We start from the raw sequence: 20,102 nt of genomic DNA, 5'->3' as shown, positions 1-20,102 counted from the left end.
ATCATCACTGTCATTACAGTATCACGGAGACGACGGGTTTACCGGCTCATCTCCCAGGCCCAGATGCTTTCGTCCTTCCGGGGTTCCCACTGGATCTCCTCCTGTACGCCGTAGATGCTCTCCTGAAGGTGCAGGAAGATCCACGGGGCCTTCTCCCGAGCCATCTCGTTGATGTCCTGGAGCGCTTGCTCGCGTTCCTCGGGGTCTTCGATGCCCTGACTCTCTTCGATCGCACTGTCGAGTTCCTCGTCCCGGAAGGTCTGGACGCCGCCTTCCTCCTGGAAGAAGCCGGCGAGGCCGTAGTCGGCGTCGCCCGTGATGACGCTCCAGCCGATCAGGAAAAACGGAATGTCGTAGTCGTCCATCCCCGCCGAGTTCGCGTCGGAGACGACGCCGAAGTCGACGATCCTCGAGCCACAGTCGACGTTCTCGAGTTGATCGATCTGGTCGGCGACCGTCTGTGCGACGTCGGCATCGTTGAGATAGCGTCCTTGCGGCGCGACGAGTTCGATCTCGACGCCCGCGTATCCGCTCTCGTCGACGAGTCGTTCGGCCTGTTCGGGGTCGTACGGATACGGGTCGAGGTCGGGGTTGTACCCGTTGACGCCGTCCGGGGTCGGCTGGCTCATCGGTGCCCCGAACGAACTGAGCGTGTCGTTGATGATTCCCTCGTTGTCGACCGCGTAGTTCATCGCCTGCCGGAACGCCTGGCTGTCGAAGGGTTCCGATTCGTTTTTCATCGGACAGAAGATGTTCCGGAAGCTGGTCACCCGTCGGATTTCGGTATCGGGATTCTCGCGGACGGTCCCGACGTCTTCCGGGAGTACGTTGAGGGTGAGATCTGTTTCACCGGTTTCGAGGGCGCTGACCCGTCCGCTCGATTCGTTGTCTGCGTTGAACACGAGCCGATCGAACGGAGGCTCCTCGCCCCAGTAGTCGTCGAACGCCTCGAGGACGATTTCGGTGTTGGGCGTAAACTCGACGACTTCGTAGGGGCCGGTCCCGTTGAAGACCTCCGCCGAGTCCCCGGTGATCTTCTCTGTCTCCGCGCCCTGCTCTCGAGCCCATTCGGCGTTCATCGTCCGGGCGTAGTTCCCGAACTCGTACTCCGCGAGCGTCGACGCGCCGCTGTACTCGAACCGGACGGTGTGATCGTCGATCACCTCCGCCCCGTCGATCGAGGCAAGCCCCGCTACCTGCGAGGAGGCGGTGCCGAACTCCGGATCGATCTGCCGTCGCAGCGTAAACGCGACGTCCTCCGCGGTGAGGTCCTGTCCGTCGTGAAACTGGACGTCCTCCCGCAGCAGCAGGTCGACGGCCCCGTCGCCGGTGTGCTCCCAGTCTTCGACGACTCGAGGCTCGGGCGTTTCGCCCGGTTCGATGTCGAAAAGCGGCTCGTAGATGTGATCGAAGACGTCGAAGTAGTCCCCCGTGATGTGATCGATCGGATCGACGGTGTCCGGAAACTCCGATAAGGTGATGACGACCTCGTCGGTGTCGTCGCCGCCCCCGAGGCAGCCGGCGATGCCCGTAACGAGACCGGCGGCCCCGGTGTATTTCAGGAGCGTCCGTCGATCGATACTCGGATTGTGAGCATCCATCATACCACACGATAAATCATAGGTGTCTTTGATAAATGTTGGTGGTACCGGAAGTTTGAGTTATCTCCTTTCGGCCGTGATGCAGCGAATTTTAATAACCAATGGTGTGGCCGGGTACGTTTTTCACAATATAACCCCTCCCACAGGCTTAAGTCTCTCACGTCTCCTACTGGATGTATGGCCGCTCACGGCCGGTCCGCACTGCGGGACCTGTTCGACGAGTCGCCCACCCCTCATATCGCCCATCCTCCCCGGACGCATCATCGTGATTTCTACGTCGCTACCGACGGGTCGTTCCGGGAGTCGGGCGGGGGGCTGGGTGCTGTCATCGAAACGCGCGACGGCACCCGCGTCGCACGCGTCGCGACGGCGGATACGCCGCCGGACAACAACGTCGCCGAATACCGGGCCTTACACCTCGGACTCGACGTTCTGGCCGCGCGTTCGCCGCGGGACGCCCGCGTCGGCGTGCTGGTCGACCACGACGCGCTCGCCAGCAACGTCAACAACGCCGTCCTCGCGACGGCCCATCCCGACGGCAAACCACCGCGTCAGATCTCCGTTCCCGCCGCGACGCGGTATCACTGGCGCGGGATTCTGGCCCGCCTCAACGGGTTCGACGAGGTTCGGGCGGCCCGCATCGACAGCGATCAAAACCCCGCCCATCCGCTGGCGAACACCCCGGACCGGTACCAGCACGTCAACCGGGAACCGGACCGCTGCGTGCTGCCGGAGCCGCCCGAGGAACCCACGGCCGCCGAGTTTCCGCCACCGTCCCGGGCCGACCGCAACGGCGGGAGCGAACGCGCATCGGACTAGACCGTCACCGTTATCTCGTCGCTACAGAGAGTCGTCCCCGATGAGCCTTCGCGTCGCGGTCGCCGCCCCGTTCATCCAGAACGGCACCGCTCGTCTCGAGGAAAGCGAGTTCGTCGTCGCGCTCTCGCTCGACCGCGACTGGTTCTCGCCGGATCAGTCCAAACGCCTGATCGACGTCGCCACCCGAGAGGGGTTGCTCGAGCACGAGGACGACGACCTCGTCGCGACGTTCGATCCGTCCGCGGTGACCGTTCCCGAGGAGTTCGTCCCCGACGAGGACCTCCTTCGCGAACGCTCCGCGTTCGAACGGGTTCTCGACTCGCTCGTCGCGGAAGGCATGGAGAAACACGAGGCCGTCGGCGCGATCAACTCCCTGCAGGACGACCTCGGCGTAACGATCGAAGCCGCGGCGGTCGTCTACGCCCGTCGTCAGGGACTCGACGTCTCGGATCTCGTGCCGATCGCCCGGTCGGCGGTAGGCGACGACGGGGACGGCTGACGCGTCGGCAAGCCGAAGCAGGTTAGTCGCCGCCTCCCCGACGACCGGCATGGTCGAAGACCGGATCACCGACGGCAAACGGATCGCACAGCTTCTCGCGTCGGAACTCGACGGCCGGGAGGACGGCGAACTCGACGCCGTCGCCGTCTCCAACGCCGATCGCGACGTCGAACCGACGGCCGACGGCGCTCGCGCCTACGACGTGGTCCTGACCCGACGGGACGAGAGTGACGGCCGCCATCGATTCGCACGGACGTTCGTCCACGACGACCGCGCCCGTCTCGAGTTCGAAGCCGGACAGGAACACGCCGCGGCGGCGGCCGACGAGGCCGGCCTTCGAGTGCGGCCGAAAGCAACCCAGCCGCCGCGGACGCTCGTGTTCGTCGAGAGCGGCGCGGCGGTCAAGCGGGCGACGGACGTGGTACAGACGGTGGTTCGACGGCTGCGCGACGAGGAGTAGTCACTCGAGCGTCCCGAGGATGTCCGGGAGCGCGGTCGCGATTTCGGTCTGGTCGACGTGGGCGACGGCCCGCGGATCGGGGTCGGGACCGTCCTCGAGCAGGACCTGAATCGCGTCCATGCCGGCGTTTGTCGCCCCGTACACGTCGGCCTCGGGTTCGTCACCGACGTAGACGGACGCCGTCGGCTCGACCTCGAGCGCGGCCGCGATCGCTTCGAAGGCCCGTGGATCCGGTTTGCCGGCCTCGAGTTCGCCGGTCACGAGCGCCGCGTCGAAGATCCGCTCCCAGCCGAGGGTGGCGAGTTTGTCCCGCTGGGCGCGGACGGGACCGTTGGTGAGCAGCCCGACCCGGTAGTCGGTCCCGAGTTCCTCGAGCATCCCTTCGACGCCGGGGAGCGGTTCGAGGGTCTCCGCGATGGTCTCGCGATAGGCCGCCGCGATCGCGGCCGGGTCCGCGTCGGTCTCGCGTCCCTCGAGTAAGTCGGCGAAGATGGGTTCGCGCGTCTCGCGGGTGAGGTTCCGACGGTGGGCCTCGAGGTACTCCGCTCGCGTCAGGGCGGGCCCACCGGCGACGTCCGCGGCTTCCCGAAGAATGGTCGCGCGGTCCCGGGTCGGCACGGCGAGGGTGTAATCGAGGTCGAAGACGACCGCCCGTGGCATAGGCGTCACGGGGGACTCGAGGCGGTTGAAACTATCCCTTCCGGGTCAATCGTCTCCCGACCGCGCCGCCGCGGGTCCGCTCTCGAGTCTCGGCACGACGACGGATTCGATCTCGTCCGCGTACTGCATGAGCGTCGTCCCGAGGATGCTCATGACCAGAACGTAGCCGACGGCGAACGCGTAGATGTCCGATGCGATCCCGGTTTCGAGGCCGGCACCCGCTCCGGTGAGCGCGACGCGGACGGAACGGCGTTCGCTGAGGTCGTAGATCCGCCCGCCGAGGTAGCCGCTGAGCAGCTTCGTGGGCGTCGCCAAAACGACGGCAGCGGCGATGAGCCAGACGACCTCGGGAAACAGCGTCGGATCGGTCACGAGTCCGATCCAGAAGAAAAACACCGCCGCGAACGTATCCCGAAGCGGTTCGAGCAGGTTTTCGAGGTCGTGGACGTGATCGGTCGCCGAAAAGGCCATCCCGACGAAGAAGGCGGCCACGGCTTCGCTGACCCCGAGCGTGAGCGCGGCCCCCGAGACGAGGACGGTGATCCCGAGCGCTCTGAGGACGATGAACTCGTGGGAATCGGTCTCGAGGCTGCGCTGGAACCACGCCGTCCCCGAGTAAACCAGCAAGAGCAAGGCGAGAATGAAGCCGATCGAGAGCCCGATCAGTCCCAGCGCGTCGCCGATATTGCCGCCGCCGAGCGCAAGCGCCGTAACGATCGCCAGATAGACGGCGATAAACAGGTCCTCGAAGACCAGCGTCCCGAGCATCGCGTCGGCCTCGTCGTTGGCGATCCAGCCGAGGTCGATCAACGATTTCGTGATGATCGCACTCGAGGAGATGTAGACGATCCCGGCGGTGAGAACGGCCGGCAAGAACGCCCCGAAGAGGGCCCATCCGAGGACCAGCCCGGTACCGAAGTTGATCGCGAGGTCGACGGTGCCGGCTTTCCAGATCCGGTCCTTCGAGGCGATGAGCCGGTCGAGGTTGAACTCGAGCCCGAGGAAAAACAGCAGGAGGACGATCCCGATTTCGGCACCGACGTGGACGAAGTCGGTCTCGGCGAGCGCGAGTTCGGAACCGTGAGGAACGATCTCCGTCCCGAGCAGCGACGGGAAGTCGATCTGGCCGAGGACGTGCTCGCCGAGCAGCATGCCGATGACGATGTAAAACGGGATCACGGACTGTCCGATCCGGTTCGCGCCGAGGCCGGCCAGCGCGACGGCCGCGAAGAGAGCGCCGACGTCGATCAGGGCAGTCGACTCAGCCGCCACTACGGATCACCTCCGACAGGACCGCCATCGATCGATCACGCCTCGGTTTCGTCGCCGAGCAGCGTTTCGAACTCGGCGCAGTCCTCGCGGTCGCCGATGACGACGAGCGTGTCGCCGACCGAGAGGACGGTCTCCGGATTCGGCGGCGAGATCAGGTCGTCGCCGCGCTGGATCGCGACGATCGAGACGCCCGTTCGCTCCCGAACCCGAGCCCCCTCGAGGCTCTGACCGGCGATGTCCGCCGTTTCGGTGACGTTGTACCATTCGAGAAAGGTATCGTCGGAGAGCATCGTCTCTACCGCCTCGGCTTGGACGGGCTGGAAGTACGCGCCCTCGAGAATCGTCCCGACCTTCCGGGCGAGCCGATCTGAAAGTTCGAACAGTTTGTCGCCATCCGCGTCCGCGTCCGCCTTCAGGTAGACCTCCCGCTTTCCCGTGTTGTGGGTCACGATGACGAGTCGGGTGCTGTCCTCGAGTTCGACCTCGAACTTCTTCCCGACGCCGGGGAGATCGCTCTCGTAGATGGTCATACGGATACGTTGGAACCGCGGGCATTAAATGCCGACCCCCGTCCGATCGGACCTCATCGCGCGTTTCACTCCACGTCCCCGTGCCCGGCGTGACGTGTGAGCGCGTTCACGCTTTGCACGGGGGTGAACGGTTGTGTCCGGGGAAGAATACAGCTGACGGCCGCCGACTTTTCCCCGTCGAGCGTTGAGACGCGGTATGACCGACTCGAGCGAGTCCGGCGACCGATCGGCGAGACACGTCTGGTCGGCCGGCCGGTATCCGGCGATGGCCCCGAACATGTTGCCCGCTATCGCGCGCCTGATCAACGCCGCGGGCGTCGATCCGGGCAATCGCGTCCTCGATGTCGGCTGCGGGACGGGCAACGCCGCGCTGACGGCCCGCCGGTCGGGGGCCGACGTCGTCGGCATCGATCTCGCCCACGGAATGCTCGAGCGCGCCCGCGACAACGCGTCGCTCGCCGGCTACGACGACATCGACTGGGTCGCCGGCGACGCCGAGACCCTGCCCGTCCCGGACGACGCGTTCGACGTCGTCCTCTCGAACTTCGGCCACGTGTTCGCGCCGGACTCGACGCGCGCCGGCGCGGAACTCCGGCGCGCGACGCGGACCGGCGGACGGGTCTGTTTCACCGCGTGGTCACCGAACGGCGTCGTGGGTGACCTCACGGCGGTCCTGACCGACCACGTCGGGTCCTCGCCCGACGATCCGTGGTCGCACCTCCAGTGGGGCGACCCCGACTTCGTCCGCGAGCAGTTCGCCGATGTCGCCGCCTGCTCGTTCCAGCGTCGCCTGCTCGAGTTCCGGTATGCCACGCCCCATCACTTCTGGCGCGAGTTCGCCGAGGAGTCCGGACCGCTCTCGCCGATCCTCCGGCGCATGGACGACGACGAGGCCCGCGCCGCGCTCCGTCGGGACGCGGTCACGGTGCTCGAGGAGTGGTTCGGCGACAACGCGATCCGGGTCGAGTACCTCCAAGTTCGGGCCGTGATCGAGTGACGGCGACGTACTCGTGTGGGCGCGGGCCAAGCTATTTCGACCTCCTCGGGGTAGCACAACGCCATGTCGTTCGACCCCGACGCGGTCGAGACGATCGCGTTCGACTCGTACGGGACGCTCGTGGACGTCTCCGCCGTCGCCGAGGCGCTCTCGGACCACCTCGAGGAACACGACCCCGATCTCGTCGCGAAGCTCTGGCGGGAGCGGTCGCTCACCTACGCGATGGTCGGCAACGCGATCGGCGAGTACGACGCCTTTTACGGGATGAATCGCCACGCGCTGCGGTACGCCCTCGAGACAGTCGGGGCCGGCGTCGGCGAGGACGAGCGCGAGGCGATCCTCTCGACGTACCACGAGCTGCCGGTCTTCGACGACGTTCGCGACGGTCTCGAGCGACTCCGGGAGCTGGGATACGACTGTTACGTCGTCTCGAACGGCAACGAGGGCATGCTCGAGTCGATGGTCGACCACGCCGATCTCGAGACGCTGCTCGCGGGGACGATCAGCGCCGACGAGGTCGAACGGTTCAAACCCGTTCCCGATCTGTACCGCCACGCGGCCGATCGGATCGGGACCCCGGTCGAAGCGATCGCGTTCGTCGCCGCGGGCTGGTGGGACGTCCCGGGCGCGATCAACGCCGGCATGCAGGGCGTCTGGATCAACCGACAGGGGACCCGGTGGGGACCGTACGAGACTGACCCGGATCTGACGATCGAACGCATCCCCGAACTCGTCGACGAACTCGAGGCGGCGTGACCCCCCAACCGCTATTGACGTTCGCGTGGCACCGCGACACGCCATGGAGTACGACACGTGGACCGAAACCCAAGAAACGGCGACGGTGACCGTCGACGAGCACGACCTCGAGGTCGCCTACTACGACGACGGGAGCGGCGATCCCCTGCTGTTTTGCCACGGGATTCCGACGTCGTCGTACCTCTGGCGAGACGTCGCCCCGCCGCTGTCGGACGACTACCGGGTGATCGTCCCGGACATGGCCGGCTACGGGAACTCGGCGATGCACGACGGGTTCGACCGCTCGATCCGCGCTCAGGAGGCGATGGTCGACGGACTGCTCGCGGAACTCGGCCTCGAGACCGTCTCGTTCGTCGGCCACGACCTCGGGGGCGGCGTCGGGCTTCGCTACGCCGCCCATAATCCGGGGGCCGTCGAGACCCTCGTGCTCTCGAACGCGGTCTGTTACGACTCGTGGCCGGTCGAATCGATCCTCGAACTCGGCCTCCCCGCGACTATCGAGGAGATGAGCGTCGGCGACGCCCGGGACCTGCTCGAGGGGATCTTCCGGACGACCCGCTACGACGACCCGGAGGAGGCGTTCGTCGAGGGGCTGCTCGCCCCGTGGGACTCCGAGACGGCGATCGTCTCGCTCTCGCGCAACGCCATCGGGACGAACACGAGCCACACGACCGAGATCGATCCGAGCGACGTCTCGGCCCGGACGCTCCTGCTGTGGGGGGCCGAGGACGAGTTCCAGCCGATCGACTTCGCCGAGCGGCTGGAAACAGACGTCCCCGACGCGACCCTCGTCGGGATCGACGAGGCGAGCCACTGGGTCATGGCGGACCGCCCGGACGCCTACCGCGAGCGACTGCGTGAGTTCCTCGAGGCGGGCTGAGGCCCCCGGGGAGGCGGAAGCGTTTTTCCCTTGGCCTCGAAGATCTACCACATGTCATCGCTCAACGCACACCACGTCGGGCTCACCGTCGGCGACCTCGAGACGACGCTGCCGTTCTACCGGGACGTGCTCGGACTCGAGGTCGTCGATCGGTTCAGCGTCGGCGGCGAGGCGTTCTCCGAGGCCGTCGGCGTCGACGACGCCCGCGGCGAGTTCGTCCACCTCGACGCGGACGGCGTCCGCGTCGAACTCGTCGAGTACGACCCCGAAGCCCGCGGCTCGCCGGCAGCAGGGCTCAACCAGCCCGGCGCGTCCCACGTCGCGTTCGCGGTCGACGACCTCGAGGCCTTTGCCGCGGCGCTTCCCGACGACGTGCCCACGATCAGCGAGCCGCAGACGACCGAAAGCGGCAGTTCGATCCTGTTCCTCCGCGATCCGGAGTCGAACCTCGTGGAAGTGCTCGAGCGCTGAGCGCTACCGGGAGCGAAACGTGGAGCGAACCTGCTCTACGTCGCGTTCACACCGTGGACAGACCCGTTTTTCCTCGGCGATGTAGACGACCGAACAGTGCGGACAGGAAAAGAGGTTGCCGAGCGACTCGTTCGTCGACGCCGGTCCGTCGGCGGTCGATCCCCGGTCGGGAGCGGTGTCGCCGGAACCGGCGGTTTGCAGCGCAACTCGAAGGCGGTCCCGGAGACGACCGAGTCCGGAACCCTTCGTCAGCGTCCGTCGAAGCGTCATACCCGCTCCTTCCAGAACGATGGCGAAGTAGCTATCGTCAAATAATTTTGGAGTGAGTGATAGTCACGATCACGAGTCGGTACCGAGGGTGTTCGACGGATAGCAACCTTTTCGACCGTCGGCCGGCCATTCGGTCGCATGAACTTCTTCGACCGCTTGCACGACCGCATCCGGACGGTCGACAGCGTCGTCTCCGTCGGTCTCGACCCCGACCCGTCGCGCATTCCCGACCACCTCGAGGAGTACGACCTGCCCCGGTGGGCGTTCAACCGGCGGATCATCGACGCGACCCACGAACACGCCGCCGTCTTCAAGCCAAACGCGGCCTTCTACGAGGACCCCGACGGGTGGGCCGCGTTGGAGGAGACCATCGCCTACGCCCACGGCAAGGACGTGCCGGTCCTGCTCGATGCCAAACGCGCCGACATCGGGAACACGACCAGACAGTACGCGAAACTGCTCGAGACCGTCGACGCGATCACGGTCAACCCCTACATGGGTCGGGATTCGCTGCAGCCGTTCCTCGCGGACGCGGAGTCGGGCGTGTTCGTCCTCTGTCGCACCTCCAACCCCGGCGGTGCCGACATTCAGGACCTCGAACTCGAGACCGGCGAACCCGTCTACGAGCGGGTCGCGGCGCTCGCGGATCTCTGGAACGAGAACGACAACGTCGGACTCGTGGTCGGGGCGACCCAGCCCGAGGAACTCGAGGAGTTGCGCGAACAGGTGCCCGACCTTCCGTTTCTCGTTCCCGGGATCGGGGCGCAGGGCGGCGACGCCGAGGCCGCCGTCGAGTACGGACTGGCCGACGGCGTCGGCCTCGTCAACTCCTCGCGCGGGATCATCTTCGCCGGCGAAGACGACGGCGAGGAGTTCGCGGCGGCCAGCGGACGGGCGGCCAAGCGGCTGAAGCGGCGGCTCAATCAGTATCGGGACTGACCGGGACCCGGGCCGCCCACGCCGACTGACGGCTTTCGGCGATTTCCTCGAGCCACCCGTCCACCGGACGTGTCGGACCGCTAACAGTAGATATAAGTTATCCGACGACAATACGCAGAATGGAAGTCACGTTCCACGGGCGTTCGCGAAATGCCCCGGGTGCTGGCACACCCGAGACGTGGCTTCCAATCCCCTAGCCGGGATTTGAAGCCATGATTGCGTACATTCTACCGGGATATAAACGTCCCGCAAGACAACCGTACCGTCCGAAAAATACAGCGAGAGACAGCGAAGGCGTCCGTTCCGCGGACGGGTGCCGTCCAGCCGTTCCGGCCACTCGCCTCGCGTCCACTGCGGCAGTGACTCGAGACCCGCTCCTCGAGACGACCGCTTCGACCGGCCGGAGTACCGATTTCGGTCATAACGCCGGAGCCGGAGGGGTGGGACGATGACCGGCGGCAGTCACGACCGCGACGGAAGCGACGACCCTGATCCGCCGTCGTGGGCGACCCCCTGCCCGCGGTGTGGCACGCCGATCCTGCGGGTGTCCGTGGCCGGGCCGCTCGAGGCCACCGCCGGCCCGTGTGGCTGTCCGGTTTCGCCGGGGATTCTCGATCGGCGGTCCGACGGCGACCCGGACTCGCGGACCGGATAACGGCCGTCCGGCCTCCCGTCTCGAGGCGGGCGGCACGCCGGCTCCGCGGCGTTCGGGCGACGGCCGCTCCCAACCGCGTCCACAGCCTCCCTCCCAACCGCCGCCGTTGCTCCGCCCGCGGGGCCGGCCCGTACACCGGCCTCGAGTCAGAACCGGTGGATGTCCACGTCCGACTCTTGGCCCGGGTCGGCCTGTGCGGCACAGTCCGCACAGAGTCCCTTCCCGCGGTCGTAGTGTTTTTCGCACGCGAGCGTGCCGCAGTTGGTGCATCGTTCCTGTGCCTCCCGGGACTCGCAGATCTGACAGAGGCCGCTGATGCTCATAAGTGCTATCGGGCCTCGAGCGCCTTGAAACCGGGCCCGGAACTGCTCGGGCGGTGAGCCGCTCCGCCGGCCCCAAACCGGGAAATACCGCCGGTAAAGGATGGTGTACGGTATCAATTGACGAGAAAGCTTTTGCCGTGGGGGCCGCTATCGGACCATATGAGCCGTGACCGGGCCCTCCTCGAGCGGGCCCTGGAACGTGGCGAACAGGACGGTGGCAACGTCGAGTTCAAGGAACGACTCTCGCGGGACGTCCACCTCGAGGGTGGGCGACGGGAGAGCCTCGCCGCGCAACTGCGACACCGACTCCTTTCCGGCGACGGCGAGGCGACGTACGTGGTCGGCGTCACCGACGACGGCGGCCTCGCCGGCGTCGATCCCGACACCTTCTCCGAGACGATGGACGTGCTTTCGTTGCTGGCCGAGGAGGCCGACGCGCACATCGACGACGTTCAGACGTGGGGCGTCAACGGGATTTCTGACTCGACCGGGGAAGAAGCGGACCGGGCGTCGGAGACCGCCGAACGCGGACTCGTCGGCGTCGCCACGATCCGCGAGGGCGGCGTCCTCGAGACCGACGACGAACACGTCGTCGTCGGGACGGCGGGCCACGTCGACCACGGGAAAAGTACGCTCGTGGGATCGCTGGTGACCGGCAAGGCCGACGACGGCGACGGGGCGACCCGTGCGTTCCTCGACGTCCAGCCCCACGAGGTCGAGCGCGGGCTCTCGGCGGACCTCTCCTATGCCGTCTACGGGTTCGACGACGACGGTCCCGTCCGCGTTCGAAACCCGAACCGCAAGTCGGACCGCGCCGAGGTCGTCGAAACCGCCGATCGGCTCGTCTCGTTCGTGGATACCGTCGGTCACGAGCCGTGGCTTCGGACGACCATCCGCGGGCTCGTCGGCCAGAAACTCGACTACGGCCTGCTGGTCGTCGCCGCCGACGACGGGCCGACGCGGACGACCCGCGAACACCTCGGCGTGTTGCTCGCGACCGACCTGCCGACGATCGTCGCGATCACGAAAACCGATACCGTCGACGACGATCGCGTCGAGGAGGTCGAACGCGAGGTCGAGCGACTCCTCCGGGAGGTCGACAAGTCCCCGCTTCGGGTCACACGCCACGGCGTCGACGCCGCCGTCGAGGAGATCAGCGAACGCGTCGTCCCGATCGTCCGAACGAGCGCCATGACGATGGAGGGGCTCGACACGCTCGACGAACTGTTCGACCGGCTCCCGAAGACCGCCGAGGACGCCGGCGAGTTCCGGATGTACGTCGACCGAAGCTACTCGGTGACCGGCGTCGGTGCCGTCGCCTCGGGGACGGTGATGTCCGGCGAGGTCGAAGCGGGTGACGAACTCCTCATCGGACCGATGCCCGACGGCCGGTTCCGGGAGGTCGAGGTGCGGTCGATCGAGATGCACTACCACCGCGTCGACACGGCCCAGGCGGGTCGCATCGTCGGCATCGCGCTCAAGGGGATCGACGAGAGCGCCATCGAACGCGGCATGGTGCTCCTGCCCCGAGACGCCGACCCCGACCCCGTCCGGGAGTTCGAGGCCGAAGTCATGGTACTCAACCACCCCACCCGGATCGGCGACGGCTACGAACCCGTCGTCCACCTCGAGACGATCGGCGAAGCCGCCGCGTTCTACCCCGAAAACGGCCGGCTCCTCCCGGGCGATACGGGCACGACCACCGTCCGGTTCAAGTTCCGCCCGTACCTCGTCGAGGAGGGCCAGAAGTTCGTCTTCCGCGAGGGCCGTAGCAAGGGCGTCGGGACGGTGACCGACGTCCATCCGATCGACTGAGGCTGATCGGTAACGCGACGGTCGCCGCGGAACCGCGTCCGGTCACGTCTCCACCGGAAATGTAATTTCAATAGATATTCGAAGAATTAAAATGGGTGTTTAGCCCGTGCTTCCCGACTCCCCGCTCGGCCGTCTCGAATGGGCGTTCAGAGAATCGCTGGTGATTTTCGGCATCCTCCTGCTTTGGGTCGGCGTCGCCATCGTCGCGACGCTCGCGACGCGGATATTCGGTATCACCGTCGAAGCCACCATCGAACTGATCGGTGGGCAGGCCGTTCCCCCGATGGCCGAACTGCTTCGACTAACGGAGCACCTCTGGGAGGCCGTCGTTCCGATAACCCTCGTCACGGCGACCCTCTACGTCCTCGTCCGTGCGGGGACGCTTCTCATCGACCACTATCACCGAACCGCGCGGTGACCGATCCCGTCTATTCGAGCCCCTCGGCCGTCCGGTAGCCGTCGGTCGTTCGCTCGGCGAGGTCGAACAGGACGGCCCACTCGAGGAGCCGTTCGGTTCGTTCGGGGTCGCCCGTGCCGGAACGGCCCGCCGAATCCCCTCGCCGAACGCGATCGACAACGTCCGCTGCCGAGAGCGGGCCGTCGGCAGCCTCGAGCGTCTCGAGAACTGCGGATGCACCGTACACCCGGTTCCGAAACGCCGTCCGGAGCCGCCCGGGTTCGAGATCGCCTCGTGTCCGCACGAACCCGGACGGCTCTTCGGTCGCCAACTCGAGCGCCCGGAGGAAGGTCAGCCAGGTGCCGGCTTCGTCGCGGTCCCGAACGTCGGTCCGGCGGACGACTCGAGCACAGCAGTCGACGTCGCCGTCCGATTCGGGCCCCGCGTCGGTAGCCGGGGGAACCGCTCTGCGGACATCGGCCAGCGCGTCGAGATCGGCGGGCGGGTCGGGAACGGGTTTGAACTGCACGGTTACAACTGGAACGATTCGGCGAGCAGTTCCTCGTCGGTCTCGCCGTGGACGTAGGTCGGACCGCCGAGGACGTCGATCGTCACCTTCGCAGGGGCAAACAGGTCCGACGGGACGTCCTCGAACTCCCAGTCGAGGTCGTCGAACACCTCGCCGAACGGGCGACCGTGGTCCTCGGCGGCAGTCGACGGGACCGAATCGAAGATATCGGCGTCCTCGCGAACCGTCAGATGTGCCGTCCCACCGTATGCAATCGAATCGTTCGTACGCGCGATGGCCGTTCGCTCGTCGTCCGCTACGGGCGCTACCGGTGCCCGTCCCGTCGCCGAGACGACGTCCAGCGGATCGTAGCCGAGTTCGGTCAGGCGAAACGTCGCGAGTTCGGCCGCGCGGGCGGCGTTCGTGATGCTCCCGACGACGCTTGCGGTCGGATACGCGAGCAGGAAGACGCTGCTGGTCTCGACCTCGGCGAGGTCGGCGACCTGCGTCGCTGCGGACTCCGGCGGAAGTTCGTCGGTCTCGACCGCAAGCGCCGTCAGGTCGAACGCGTCGGTGTAGCCGACCCGGCGGAACTCCGCCTCTTCGGCGACCAGCGCCCGAGCAGGGCCACTGCCCAGCCCCTCGAAGTCCTCGGTCCGCAGCTCCCAGCCTGCCTTCTGCGAACAGAGCAGCGATAGCGCCGGCTGGTCGGTCGACAGCTCGACGACGGGGATCGGCGCGCCGTCGATCTCGCCGAGTTCGTGACTCGGCGTCGCCAGCCCGGCGGTCTGGATCTCCGTCAGCAACAGGCCGGCCTCGACGCCGCCGTCGAACTCGATCCCGAAGTCAAGCACCGTCGCCTCGTTCTCGAGGTCGTAGCCCCCGACGTTCAACTCCTCGGCGTAGTCGAGGGCCTCGTCGACCAACTCGATCGCCATCCGGTTGAGACTCTCCATGGCCGCCCTTTCAGCGCCCTGCGTAAAACAGTTTGTCAGTTTACGTCCGACCGAGGTCAGACCGCCGCCTCGTATCCCGCGTTCTCGATCGCGTCGACGATCGCACCGTCGTCGACCGCCGTTTCGTCGTGTTCGACGCGGACTTCGTCGGCATCGTGATCCGCGGTCACGGACGAGACCCCCTCGAGCGCCTCGACGGCCTCGATCACGTTCGTCTCACAGCCGCCACAGGACATCCCAGTGACCTCGAACGTTGTTCGTTCCATACGCGACGGTAGTCACCAGAACGGATTGAGCCTTCCGTTCCCGATCGATCGGGTCCGACGGACGGCTAGTCCGTGCTCGTCGGCGGCCGTCCGAGCTCCGCCTCGACGGCACCGACCTTCTCCGCGGCCGAGGTGTCACGCGTCCGTTTGTCGTCGATCTTCAGGACGGTACTGACGCGGTCGCCGTCGACGGCCTCGTGTGCCGCCTGTGCGGCCGCGAACAGTTCGCCGATATCGTCGGTTTCGATCACCGTCCCCATCGGGTTCGTCTCGTACTCGACGTCGTAGTCCTCGAGCGCGTCGACCGCTTTCGCGATCTCGCCGGCCATGCTGTCTTCGATCACGGGTGCGACGCTCAGGAGTGCAATAACTGTCATCGCTTTCGTTGACGGCAAGGAGGCCCCTAAATCCGTTCCATGCTGGATACGGCGCAACGCGAACGGAACCGGTCGTTTCGGGCCGTCGAGAGCGAATCCCGGTTAGTTCGCCTGCGGCGACCGGGTCGCCTCCGTCGGCGGGTAGATGATGACATCGCCGTTGGCGTAGACGTAGATCTCGTGCTCGAGGGCGGTGAACGCGACGTGACCGCCGGACCGTTCGGTCCCGTCGGCTTTCTTGCTGAAGATGCGATCGAGCGCGTCGGGATCGACGCTGTCGTAAAGCGAGAACTCCCCCTGTGAAACGTCGGTGTCCGCGATCGATGCGAGGGCGTGGACGATCGTCGTGGTGATCGTCGCAGTCCCGTCGGGATCGTGCTTGAAGACGTAGCGATCGTTCGTCTGGTCGTACTGGTACTCGTCCGTGCTGTCGGTTGGTGAAAGTTCAGTTTGCATAGGAGGTCAGCAGCTTCAATCGACTATTGATTCGTAGTTACTTGGAGTATAAAAGCCAATCGCAGCCGGAATCGGTAAACGTATGTGAAGGAAAGTGCGGCTAATATTTCACGATTCCCTATTCACTATCGATCCGTGAACGTCGCCGGTCGTGACCGGTCCCTGCGACCGAGACCGTCGTCGAAAGCAGGGGTTACTTGCGGTCGATCGTTCGCGTTCCGACGCAACCGGGGCTTAGGTCCCGCTCGCAGGCCTCCGCTGGCTTCCCGTGGAACTCCACGAGGATGTCGAGGCCGCACTGTGTCTTCACGAACGCCGCAGTCGACCGTTTTGCCCCGCAGTGATCGCAGGTGAACTCGGTTCTGGGCGACGGCAGGTCGGCGGGGTCGGCGTCCCACCGTTCGTCACAGTCGACATACTAGAGCTGGATCCAACCATCGCGCATACGGTCTGGGTCGTCTTCCGCTCCTCCTTGAGGTCTCTCGTGCGCGTTCGTCTACGCCGTGAAGGCGGGACTGCGAAGGCGGTGGTCGTGGCCTTAACTCACGTATTTGGCCACGACGAAGGTGAGGAACATTCCGACGATGAAAAGGAGGATTCGGCTGTTGAAGAGGAGCAGCATCGATCCGAAGACGCCGATCGGACACACGACCCGTGCTGGATCGCGTTTCACGCTGGCGAGTAGTCCGCTCATTTCGGTTGTCCTACAGCCGTCGACGAGTTAAGGGTTCGCTTCGCTATCCGTGGCGTTCGGCTGCATCGAGTGGGTTCCACCGACGAACGCACGGATCGCACGTGGGTTCGTTCGCAACAGAACCGACACGGGATTGCCGTCGCTCGTGGGGGAGTCCGGGACGTGCGCTGGCTGGGATTCGAACCACGCCGAGAACCCGGAACGAGTTTCGAGGAACAGGCTCCTCGCTTGCCGTGTGGTTCCTCAAAAATGCGCTGGCTGGGATTTGAACCCAGGTTGTGACCATGGCAAGGTCACGTGATACCACTACACTACCAGCGCCCTGCTGCACTTACACCTACTGTCGGAAGGATGTATAAGGGTTGCGAATCGACACGGCATCGGCATGGTCCGGCATGCCGGTATTCGCCCGCCGGTAGGGGACTCGAGAGGGCTTCGTCGACGGGGCGGCGATCGATCACCTCGAGTGAGTGTGTGTTCGTTCGGCACGAATTCGGGGCTGTGAGGCGTTCACAGCCGTAATCGAATCCGCTATCCTTTTAAGACCCTGTCCGCAAAACATCGCTACAGTCTAGTGACGCGGCGCCGAAGCGTCACGGCATGACCGTCAGCGTACTCGTGCCGTCGTCGCTCACCCGGGAAGCCGAGGACAAACGCGAGGCCACTCGCAAACTCGGATACGTCGCCCGCGCGGCGACTGTCTTCCGGGCTGACCGCCTGATCGTCTTCCCCGACCGGGACGGCGAACGGGGGGAGTTCGACGGCGGGTTCGTAAGCACCGTCTTTCGGTACGCCGCAACGCCGCCGTACCTCCGCAACGAGGTATGGGGGATGCGGGACGAACTGGAGTACGCGGGCGTCTTGCCGCCGCTCCGCGCTGTGTCACGGACCGGCTCCGAATCCGACGGTTCGGGGTCGTTAAGACAAGGGATCGTGACCGAGGTCGGACCTGAAGGGCGCGTCCGGGTCAATTGCGGACTGCAACACCCGATCTCCCTCAACGTCCCTCCGAAAATGGAGGTCGACGAGGGGGAGCGCGTGACCGTCAGGATCTCTTCGCGACGACCGGTCCGGGCGAAGCTCGTCGGCCGGCCCCTCCCGGGGCTGTCGGTCGAGCGGACGGACCTTTCGGCAGCACTCGGCCGTGAGGACGCCGGCGTCTGCATCGCCGCCTCCCGCTACGGTGAACGACTCACCGTCGGGCGGCTCGAGACGCTGGCCGGGACGATCGAACGGGACGGGATGACCGTCGCGTTCGGTGCACCCGAGCGAGGGTTGCCGGATATCCTCGGAATCGAGGCGTCAGCCGTCCCCTCGTCCGACGAGGGTGACGCTGACGACGGAGTCGAACCCACAGCCGATCCGGGGTTCGACCTCTGGCTAAACACGGTTCCGGATCAGGGAAGCGGGGTCGTGCGAACGGAAGAAGCGCTGTTCGCCACCCTCGCTCCCCTCTCACTGAGAGAGTGATAGAATGCCACAATCAAACGCACCACGGAAAGGCTCACTCGGGTTCGGTCCACGGAAGCGCGCCACCTCGGAGGTGCCGCGTTTCAACTCGTGGCCGGACGACGACGGACAGCCGACGCTCCAGGGCTTTGCGGGCTACAAGGCCGGCATGACCCACGTCGTCATGGTCGACGATAAAGCGAATTCGCCGACCGAGGGGATGGAACAGACCGTCCCCGTGACGATCGTGGAGACGCCGCCGATGCGCGCCGTCGCCCTGCGTGCGTACGAAGACACACCGTACGGTATGAAGCCGGTCACCGAGGTCTGGACCGACGAGTTCGTTCCCGAACTCGATCGCGTCCTCGATCTCCCCGGCGATGACTACGACAGCGACGCCGCCGCGGACGAACTCCGCGGCTACCTCGATGAGGGACGCGTCGACGACGTTCGCGTCATCACCCATACGGTGCCAGCCGAGGTTCCCTCGGTTCCGAAGAAGAAACCGGACGTGATGGAGACCCGCGTCGGCGGCAGCGCCGTCGAGGAACGCGTCGACTTCGCCCTCGAGTTGCTCGAGGACGGCGGCGAACACGTCATGAACGACGTGTTCCGTGCCGGCGAGTACGTCGACGCAAGCGGCGTCACGAAAGGGAAGGGGACACAGGGTCCCGTCAAGCGATGGGGCGTCCAGAAACGCAAGGGCAAACACGCCCGGCAGGGCTGGCGCCGCCGCATCGGGAACCTCGGTCCCTGGAACCCGTCCCGGGTTCGGTCGACGGTCCCACAGCAGGGCCAGACCGGCTACCACCAGCGGACGGAACTGAACAAGCGCCTCGTCGATATCGGCGACGGCGCGGACGCGACGGTCGACGGCGGCTTCGTCAACTACGGCGAAGTCGACGGGCCGCACGCGCTGATCAAGGGCTCGCTCCCCGGGCCGGAGAAGCGGCTTGTCCGCTTCCGCCCGGCGATCCGACCCGGAGACCAGCCGCGCCTCGATCCCGAGGTTCGGTACGTCTCCACCGCATCCAACCAGGGATAACATATGGAAGCAACAGTACGCGACCTGGACGGCTCGGACGCGGGCACGCTCGAGCTCCCGGCGGTCTTCGAGACCCAGTACCGCCCGGACTTGATCGCCCGCGCGGTCCGTGTCGCCCAGGCAAACCGGAAACAGGACTACGGCGCCGACGAGTTCGCCGGCCTTCGAACGCCGGCCGAATCGTTCGGTAGCGGCCGCGGGATGGCCCACGTCCCACGACAGGAGGGGCGCGGTCGGCGCGTTCCCCAGACCGTCAAGGGACGCAAGGCACACCCGCCGAAAGCCGAGAAGGACTGGACCGAATCGATCAACACGAAAGAAAAGAAGCTGGCCGTCCGCAGCGCCATCGCCGCGACGACCGACGAATCGCTCGTCGCCGAGCGCGGCCACGAGTTCGACGAGGGCCTCGAGCTGCCCGTCGTCGTCGACGACGAGTTCGAGGACCTCACCAAGACCAAGGAGGTCGTCTCGTTCCTCGAGGCCGCCGGCCTCGCGGACGACGTCGAGCGCGCGGATGAGGGCCGCAGCGTCCGCTCGGGTCGCGGGAAGACCCGCGGTCGCAAGTACAAACAGCCCAAGTCGATCCTCTTTGTCACCTCGAGCGAGACCGGCCCGTCCCGTGCGGCCCGGAACCTCGCCGGGGCCGACGTGACGACCGCTGCGGAGGTCAACGCCGAGGATCTCGCGCCCGGAACGCAGCCGGGTCGACTGACCGTCTGGACCGAAAGCGCACTCGAGGAGGTGGCCGACCGATGAGTTCGATCATCGAACACCCGCTGGTCACGGAGAAGGCGATGAACGACATGGACTTCGAGAACAAGCTCCAGTTCGTCGTCAACCCCGACGCCACCAAGCCCGAGATTCGGGACGAAGTCGAGGAGCGCTTCGAGGTCTCGGTTGACGACATCAACACGCAAGTGACGATGAAAGGCAAGAAGAAAGCAACCGTCAAACTCTCCGAGGACGACGACGCGCAGGAAGTCGCCTCGCGAATCGGGGTGTTCTGA

At 66.0% G+C, this 20,102-nt stretch carries 27 protein-coding genes, 1 tRNA gene and 1 pseudogene; 15 read left to right on the top strand and 14 right to left on the bottom strand.

Annotated elements, in window-relative coordinates:
- Window positions 1–38: 38 nt before the first annotated feature.
- A complete protein-coding gene (locus TX80_RS17980) occupies window positions 39–1,604 on the bottom strand; it encodes an ABC transporter substrate-binding protein (protein WP_049924705.1) in 1,566 nt (521 codons plus the stop codon).
- A gap of 174 nt (window positions 1,605–1,778) precedes the next feature.
- On the opposite strand from TX80_RS17980, the gene TX80_RS17975 reads away from it, so the two are divergent.
- From TX80_RS17975 to TX80_RS17965, 3 genes are read left to right on the top strand one after another with little or no spacing between them, the layout of a single operon-like run.
- Window positions 1,779–2,420 carry a reverse transcriptase-like protein gene (locus TX80_RS17975; RefSeq protein WP_049924704.1) on the top strand — a complete coding sequence of 214 codons (642 nt, stop codon included), beginning with the start codon at window positions 1,779–1,781 and terminating at the stop codon, window positions 2,418–2,420.
- A gap of 40 nt (window positions 2,421–2,460) precedes the next feature.
- The gene (locus TX80_RS17970) at window positions 2,461–2,919 is read left to right on the top strand and encodes a DUF2240 family protein (RefSeq protein ID WP_049924703.1); all 459 of its coding nucleotides are present in this window, start codon (window positions 2,461–2,463) and stop codon (window positions 2,917–2,919) included.
- 49 nt (window positions 2,920–2,968) lie between these two features.
- Complete coding sequence (locus TX80_RS17965; RefSeq protein ID WP_049924702.1) at window positions 2,969–3,379, top strand: hypothetical protein; 411 nt, start codon at window positions 2,969–2,971, stop codon at window positions 3,377–3,379.
- Here the strand turns inward: TX80_RS17965 and TX80_RS17960 are convergent, their stop codons facing one another.
- Genes TX80_RS17960 through TX80_RS17950 form a run of 3 tightly spaced genes read right to left on the bottom strand, consistent with a single transcriptional unit; the run spans window position 3,380 to window position 5,841 of the window.
- Window positions 3,380–4,039: an HAD family hydrolase gene (locus TX80_RS17960; RefSeq protein ID WP_049924701.1), complete on the bottom strand. Its 660-nt coding sequence runs from the start codon at window positions 4,037–4,039 to the stop codon at window positions 3,380–3,382. It abuts the gene before it with no gap.
- 45 nt (window positions 4,040–4,084) lie between these two features.
- Window positions 4,085–5,311 (bottom strand): cation:proton antiporter, encoded by a 1,227-nt coding sequence (locus TX80_RS17955; RefSeq protein WP_049924700.1) that lies wholly within the window; start codon window positions 5,309–5,311, stop codon window positions 4,085–4,087.
- A gap of 35 nt (window positions 5,312–5,346) precedes the next feature.
- Window positions 5,347–5,841 (bottom strand): cation:proton antiporter regulatory subunit, encoded by a 495-nt coding sequence (locus TX80_RS17950; protein ID WP_049924699.1) that lies wholly within the window; start codon window positions 5,839–5,841, stop codon window positions 5,347–5,349.
- Between the two features lie 196 nt (window positions 5,842–6,037).
- Between TX80_RS17950 and TX80_RS17945 the strand changes: the two genes are divergently transcribed.
- The 4 genes from TX80_RS17945 (at window position 6,038) to TX80_RS17930 (ending at window position 8,945) form a co-directional block, all read left to right on the top strand.
- Complete coding sequence (locus tag TX80_RS17945) at window positions 6,038–6,838, top strand: class I SAM-dependent methyltransferase (protein WP_049924697.1); 801 nt, start codon at window positions 6,038–6,040, stop codon at window positions 6,836–6,838.
- Window positions 6,839–6,901: 63 nt separating this feature from the next.
- Window positions 6,902–7,594: a haloacid dehalogenase type II gene (locus tag TX80_RS17940; RefSeq protein WP_049924696.1), complete on the top strand. Its 693-nt coding sequence runs from the start codon at window positions 6,902–6,904 to the stop codon at window positions 7,592–7,594.
- A gap of 43 nt (window positions 7,595–7,637) precedes the next feature.
- A complete protein-coding gene (locus TX80_RS17935) occupies window positions 7,638–8,474 on the top strand; it encodes an alpha/beta fold hydrolase (protein WP_049924695.1) in 837 nt (278 codons plus the stop codon).
- A 51-nt stretch (window positions 8,475–8,525) separates the two neighbouring features.
- Window positions 8,526–8,945: a VOC family protein gene (locus TX80_RS17930; RefSeq protein ID WP_049924694.1), complete on the top strand. Its 420-nt coding sequence runs from the start codon at window positions 8,526–8,528 to the stop codon at window positions 8,943–8,945.
- 3 nt (window positions 8,946–8,948) lie between these two features.
- Here TX80_RS17930 and TX80_RS17925 read toward each other — a convergent pair whose 3' ends face one another.
- Entirely contained in the window at window positions 8,949–9,215 is a 267-nt protein-coding gene (locus TX80_RS17925) for a hypothetical protein (RefSeq protein WP_049924693.1), read from the bottom strand.
- A gap of 138 nt (window positions 9,216–9,353) precedes the next feature.
- Here TX80_RS17925 and pyrF point away from each other — a divergent pair, with 138 nt between their 5' ends.
- Both pyrF and TX80_RS17915 read left to right on the top strand, forming a co-directional pair.
- Complete coding sequence (gene pyrF / locus TX80_RS17920; protein WP_049924692.1) at window positions 9,354–10,154, top strand: orotidine-5'-phosphate decarboxylase; 801 nt, start codon at window positions 9,354–9,356, stop codon at window positions 10,152–10,154.
- Window positions 10,155–10,602: 448 nt separating this feature from the next.
- Entirely contained in the window at window positions 10,603–10,809 is a 207-nt protein-coding gene (locus TX80_RS17915) for a hypothetical protein (RefSeq protein WP_049924691.1), read from the top strand.
- 146 nt (window positions 10,810–10,955) lie between these two features.
- Here TX80_RS17915 and TX80_RS19575 read toward each other — a convergent pair whose 3' ends face one another.
- Complete coding sequence (locus tag TX80_RS19575; RefSeq protein WP_195893112.1) at window positions 10,956–11,132, bottom strand: hypothetical protein; 177 nt, start codon at window positions 11,130–11,132, stop codon at window positions 10,956–10,958.
- Between the two features lie 159 nt (window positions 11,133–11,291).
- Here TX80_RS19575 and TX80_RS17910 point away from each other — a divergent pair, with 159 nt between their 5' ends.
- Together TX80_RS17910 and TX80_RS17905 are read left to right on the top strand one after the other, a co-directional pair.
- Window positions 11,292–12,947, top strand: a complete 1,656-nt coding sequence (locus TX80_RS17910; protein ID WP_049924690.1) for a GTPBP1 family GTP-binding protein — start codon at window positions 11,292–11,294, stop codon at window positions 12,945–12,947.
- A 106-nt stretch (window positions 12,948–13,053) separates the two neighbouring features.
- Window positions 13,054–13,365 (top strand): hypothetical protein, encoded by a 312-nt coding sequence (locus TX80_RS17905; RefSeq protein WP_049924689.1) that lies wholly within the window; start codon window positions 13,054–13,056, stop codon window positions 13,363–13,365.
- Between the two features lie 10 nt (window positions 13,366–13,375).
- Here TX80_RS17905 and TX80_RS17900 read toward each other — a convergent pair whose 3' ends face one another.
- The 8 genes and pseudogenes from TX80_RS17900 to TX80_RS17875 form a co-directional block, all read right to left on the bottom strand.
- Window positions 13,376–13,873, bottom strand: a complete 498-nt coding sequence (locus TX80_RS17900) for a hypothetical protein (protein ID WP_081661670.1) — start codon at window positions 13,871–13,873, stop codon at window positions 13,376–13,378.
- 2 nt (window positions 13,874–13,875) lie between these two features.
- On the bottom strand, window positions 13,876–14,808 hold the full coding sequence (gene mch / locus TX80_RS17895; RefSeq protein ID WP_049924687.1) for a methenyltetrahydromethanopterin cyclohydrolase: 933 nt from the start codon (window positions 14,806–14,808) through the stop codon (window positions 13,876–13,878).
- Between the two features lie 56 nt (window positions 14,809–14,864).
- Entirely contained in the window at window positions 14,865–15,074 is a 210-nt protein-coding gene (locus TX80_RS17890; RefSeq protein WP_049924686.1) for a heavy-metal-associated domain-containing protein, read from the bottom strand.
- A gap of 65 nt (window positions 15,075–15,139) precedes the next feature.
- Window positions 15,140–15,451 (bottom strand): MTH1187 family thiamine-binding protein, encoded by a 312-nt coding sequence (locus tag TX80_RS17885; protein WP_049924684.1) that lies wholly within the window; start codon window positions 15,449–15,451, stop codon window positions 15,140–15,142.
- Between the two features lie 102 nt (window positions 15,452–15,553).
- On the bottom strand, window positions 15,554–15,907 hold the full coding sequence (locus tag TX80_RS17880; RefSeq protein ID WP_049924682.1) for a HalOD1 output domain-containing protein: 354 nt from the start codon (window positions 15,905–15,907) through the stop codon (window positions 15,554–15,556).
- Window positions 15,908–16,100: 193 nt separating this feature from the next.
- Window positions 16,101–16,307 (bottom strand): annotated as a pseudogene (locus tag TX80_RS20180) (DUF7836 family putative zinc-binding protein); the annotation flags it as partial.
- A 138-nt stretch (window positions 16,308–16,445) separates the two neighbouring features.
- Window positions 16,446–16,601: a hypothetical protein gene (locus TX80_RS19180; protein ID WP_154658703.1), complete on the bottom strand. Its 156-nt coding sequence runs from the start codon at window positions 16,599–16,601 to the stop codon at window positions 16,446–16,448.
- 250 nt (window positions 16,602–16,851) lie between these two features.
- Window positions 16,852–16,922 (bottom strand) — tRNA-Gly (locus TX80_RS17875).
- A gap of 279 nt (window positions 16,923–17,201) precedes the next feature.
- On the opposite strand from TX80_RS17875, the gene TX80_RS17870 reads away from it, so the two are divergent.
- Genes TX80_RS17870 through TX80_RS17855 form a run of 4 tightly spaced genes read left to right on the top strand, consistent with a single transcriptional unit; the run spans window position 17,202 to window position 20,102 of the window.
- Window positions 17,202–18,071 (top strand): putative RNA uridine N3 methyltransferase, encoded by an 870-nt coding sequence (locus TX80_RS17870; RefSeq protein WP_049924681.1) that lies wholly within the window; start codon window positions 17,202–17,204, stop codon window positions 18,069–18,071.
- A gap of 4 nt (window positions 18,072–18,075) precedes the next feature.
- Window positions 18,076–19,095, top strand: coding sequence for a 50S ribosomal protein L3 (locus TX80_RS17865; protein ID WP_049924679.1), 1,020 nt, complete (start codon window positions 18,076–18,078; stop codon window positions 19,093–19,095).
- Window positions 19,096–19,098: 3 nt separating this feature from the next.
- Window positions 19,099–19,851 (top strand): 50S ribosomal protein L4, encoded by a 753-nt coding sequence (rpl4p, locus tag TX80_RS17860; RefSeq protein ID WP_049924677.1) that lies wholly within the window; start codon window positions 19,099–19,101, stop codon window positions 19,849–19,851.
- Window positions 19,848–20,102 carry a 50S ribosomal protein L23 gene (locus TX80_RS17855; protein WP_049924676.1) on the top strand — a complete coding sequence of 85 codons (255 nt, stop codon included), beginning with the start codon at window positions 19,848–19,850 and terminating at the stop codon, window positions 20,100–20,102. The genes rpl4p and TX80_RS17855 overlap by 4 nt, the downstream gene beginning before the upstream one ends.

Origin of the sequence: Halopiger djelfimassiliensis (assembly GCF_000455365.1) — an archaeon.
Classification (GTDB): Archaea; Halobacteriota; Halobacteria; order Halobacteriales; family Natrialbaceae; genus Halopiger_B; species Halopiger_B djelfimassiliensis.
This window is presented reverse-complemented; position numbering and strand designations above follow the sequence as displayed.

Excerpts from the sequence above, each read along its gene's own strand:
- TX80_RS17980 (WP_049924705.1), bottom strand. The coding sequence starts at position 1,604 with ATGATGGATGCTCACAATCCGAGTATCGATCGACGGACGCTCCTGAAA.
- TX80_RS17975 (WP_049924704.1), top strand. The coding sequence starts at position 1,779 with ATGGCCGCTCACGGCCGGTCCGCACTGCGGGACCTGTTCGACGAGTCG.
- TX80_RS17970 (WP_049924703.1), top strand. The coding sequence starts at position 2,461 with ATGAGCCTTCGCGTCGCGGTCGCCGCCCCGTTCATCCAGAACGGCACC.
- TX80_RS17965 (WP_049924702.1), top strand. The coding sequence starts at position 2,969 with ATGGTCGAAGACCGGATCACCGACGGCAAACGGATCGCACAGCTTCTC.
- TX80_RS17960 (WP_049924701.1), bottom strand. The coding sequence starts at position 4,039 with ATGCCACGGGCGGTCGTCTTCGACCTCGATTACACCCTCGCCGTGCCG.
- TX80_RS17950 (WP_049924699.1), bottom strand. The coding sequence starts at position 5,841 with ATGACCATCTACGAGAGCGATCTCCCCGGCGTCGGGAAGAAGTTCGAG.
- TX80_RS17945 (WP_049924697.1), top strand. The coding sequence starts at position 6,038 with ATGACCGACTCGAGCGAGTCCGGCGACCGATCGGCGAGACACGTCTGG.
- TX80_RS17940 (WP_049924696.1), top strand. The coding sequence starts at position 6,902 with ATGTCGTTCGACCCCGACGCGGTCGAGACGATCGCGTTCGACTCGTAC.
- TX80_RS17935 (WP_049924695.1), top strand. The coding sequence starts at position 7,638 with ATGGAGTACGACACGTGGACCGAAACCCAAGAAACGGCGACGGTGACC.
- TX80_RS17930 (WP_049924694.1), top strand. The coding sequence starts at position 8,526 with ATGTCATCGCTCAACGCACACCACGTCGGGCTCACCGTCGGCGACCTC.
- TX80_RS17925 (WP_049924693.1), bottom strand. The coding sequence starts at position 9,215 with ATGACGCTTCGACGGACGCTGACGAAGGGTTCCGGACTCGGTCGTCTC.
- pyrF (WP_049924692.1), top strand. The coding sequence starts at position 9,354 with ATGAACTTCTTCGACCGCTTGCACGACCGCATCCGGACGGTCGACAGC.
- TX80_RS17915 (WP_049924691.1), top strand. The coding sequence starts at position 10,603 with ATGACCGGCGGCAGTCACGACCGCGACGGAAGCGACGACCCTGATCCG.
- TX80_RS19575 (WP_195893112.1), bottom strand. The coding sequence starts at position 11,132 with ATGAGCATCAGCGGCCTCTGTCAGATCTGCGAGTCCCGGGAGGCACAG.
- TX80_RS17910 (WP_049924690.1), top strand. The coding sequence starts at position 11,292 with ATGAGCCGTGACCGGGCCCTCCTCGAGCGGGCCCTGGAACGTGGCGAA.
- mch (WP_049924687.1), bottom strand. The coding sequence starts at position 14,808 with ATGGAGAGTCTCAACCGGATGGCGATCGAGTTGGTCGACGAGGCCCTC.
- TX80_RS17890 (WP_049924686.1), bottom strand. The coding sequence starts at position 15,074 with ATGGAACGAACAACGTTCGAGGTCACTGGGATGTCCTGTGGCGGCTGT.
- TX80_RS17885 (WP_049924684.1), bottom strand. The coding sequence starts at position 15,451 with ATGACAGTTATTGCACTCCTGAGCGTCGCACCCGTGATCGAAGACAGC.
- TX80_RS17880 (WP_049924682.1), bottom strand. The coding sequence starts at position 15,907 with ATGCAAACTGAACTTTCACCAACCGACAGCACGGACGAGTACCAGTAC.
- TX80_RS19180 (WP_154658703.1), bottom strand. The coding sequence starts at position 16,601 with ATGAGCGGACTACTCGCCAGCGTGAAACGCGATCCAGCACGGGTCGTG.
- TX80_RS17870 (WP_049924681.1), top strand. The coding sequence starts at position 17,202 with ATGACCGTCAGCGTACTCGTGCCGTCGTCGCTCACCCGGGAAGCCGAG.
- TX80_RS17865 (WP_049924679.1), top strand. The coding sequence starts at position 18,076 with ATGCCACAATCAAACGCACCACGGAAAGGCTCACTCGGGTTCGGTCCA.
- rpl4p (WP_049924677.1), top strand. The coding sequence starts at position 19,099 with ATGGAAGCAACAGTACGCGACCTGGACGGCTCGGACGCGGGCACGCTC.
- TX80_RS17855 (WP_049924676.1), top strand. The coding sequence starts at position 19,848 with ATGAGTTCGATCATCGAACACCCGCTGGTCACGGAGAAGGCGATGAAC.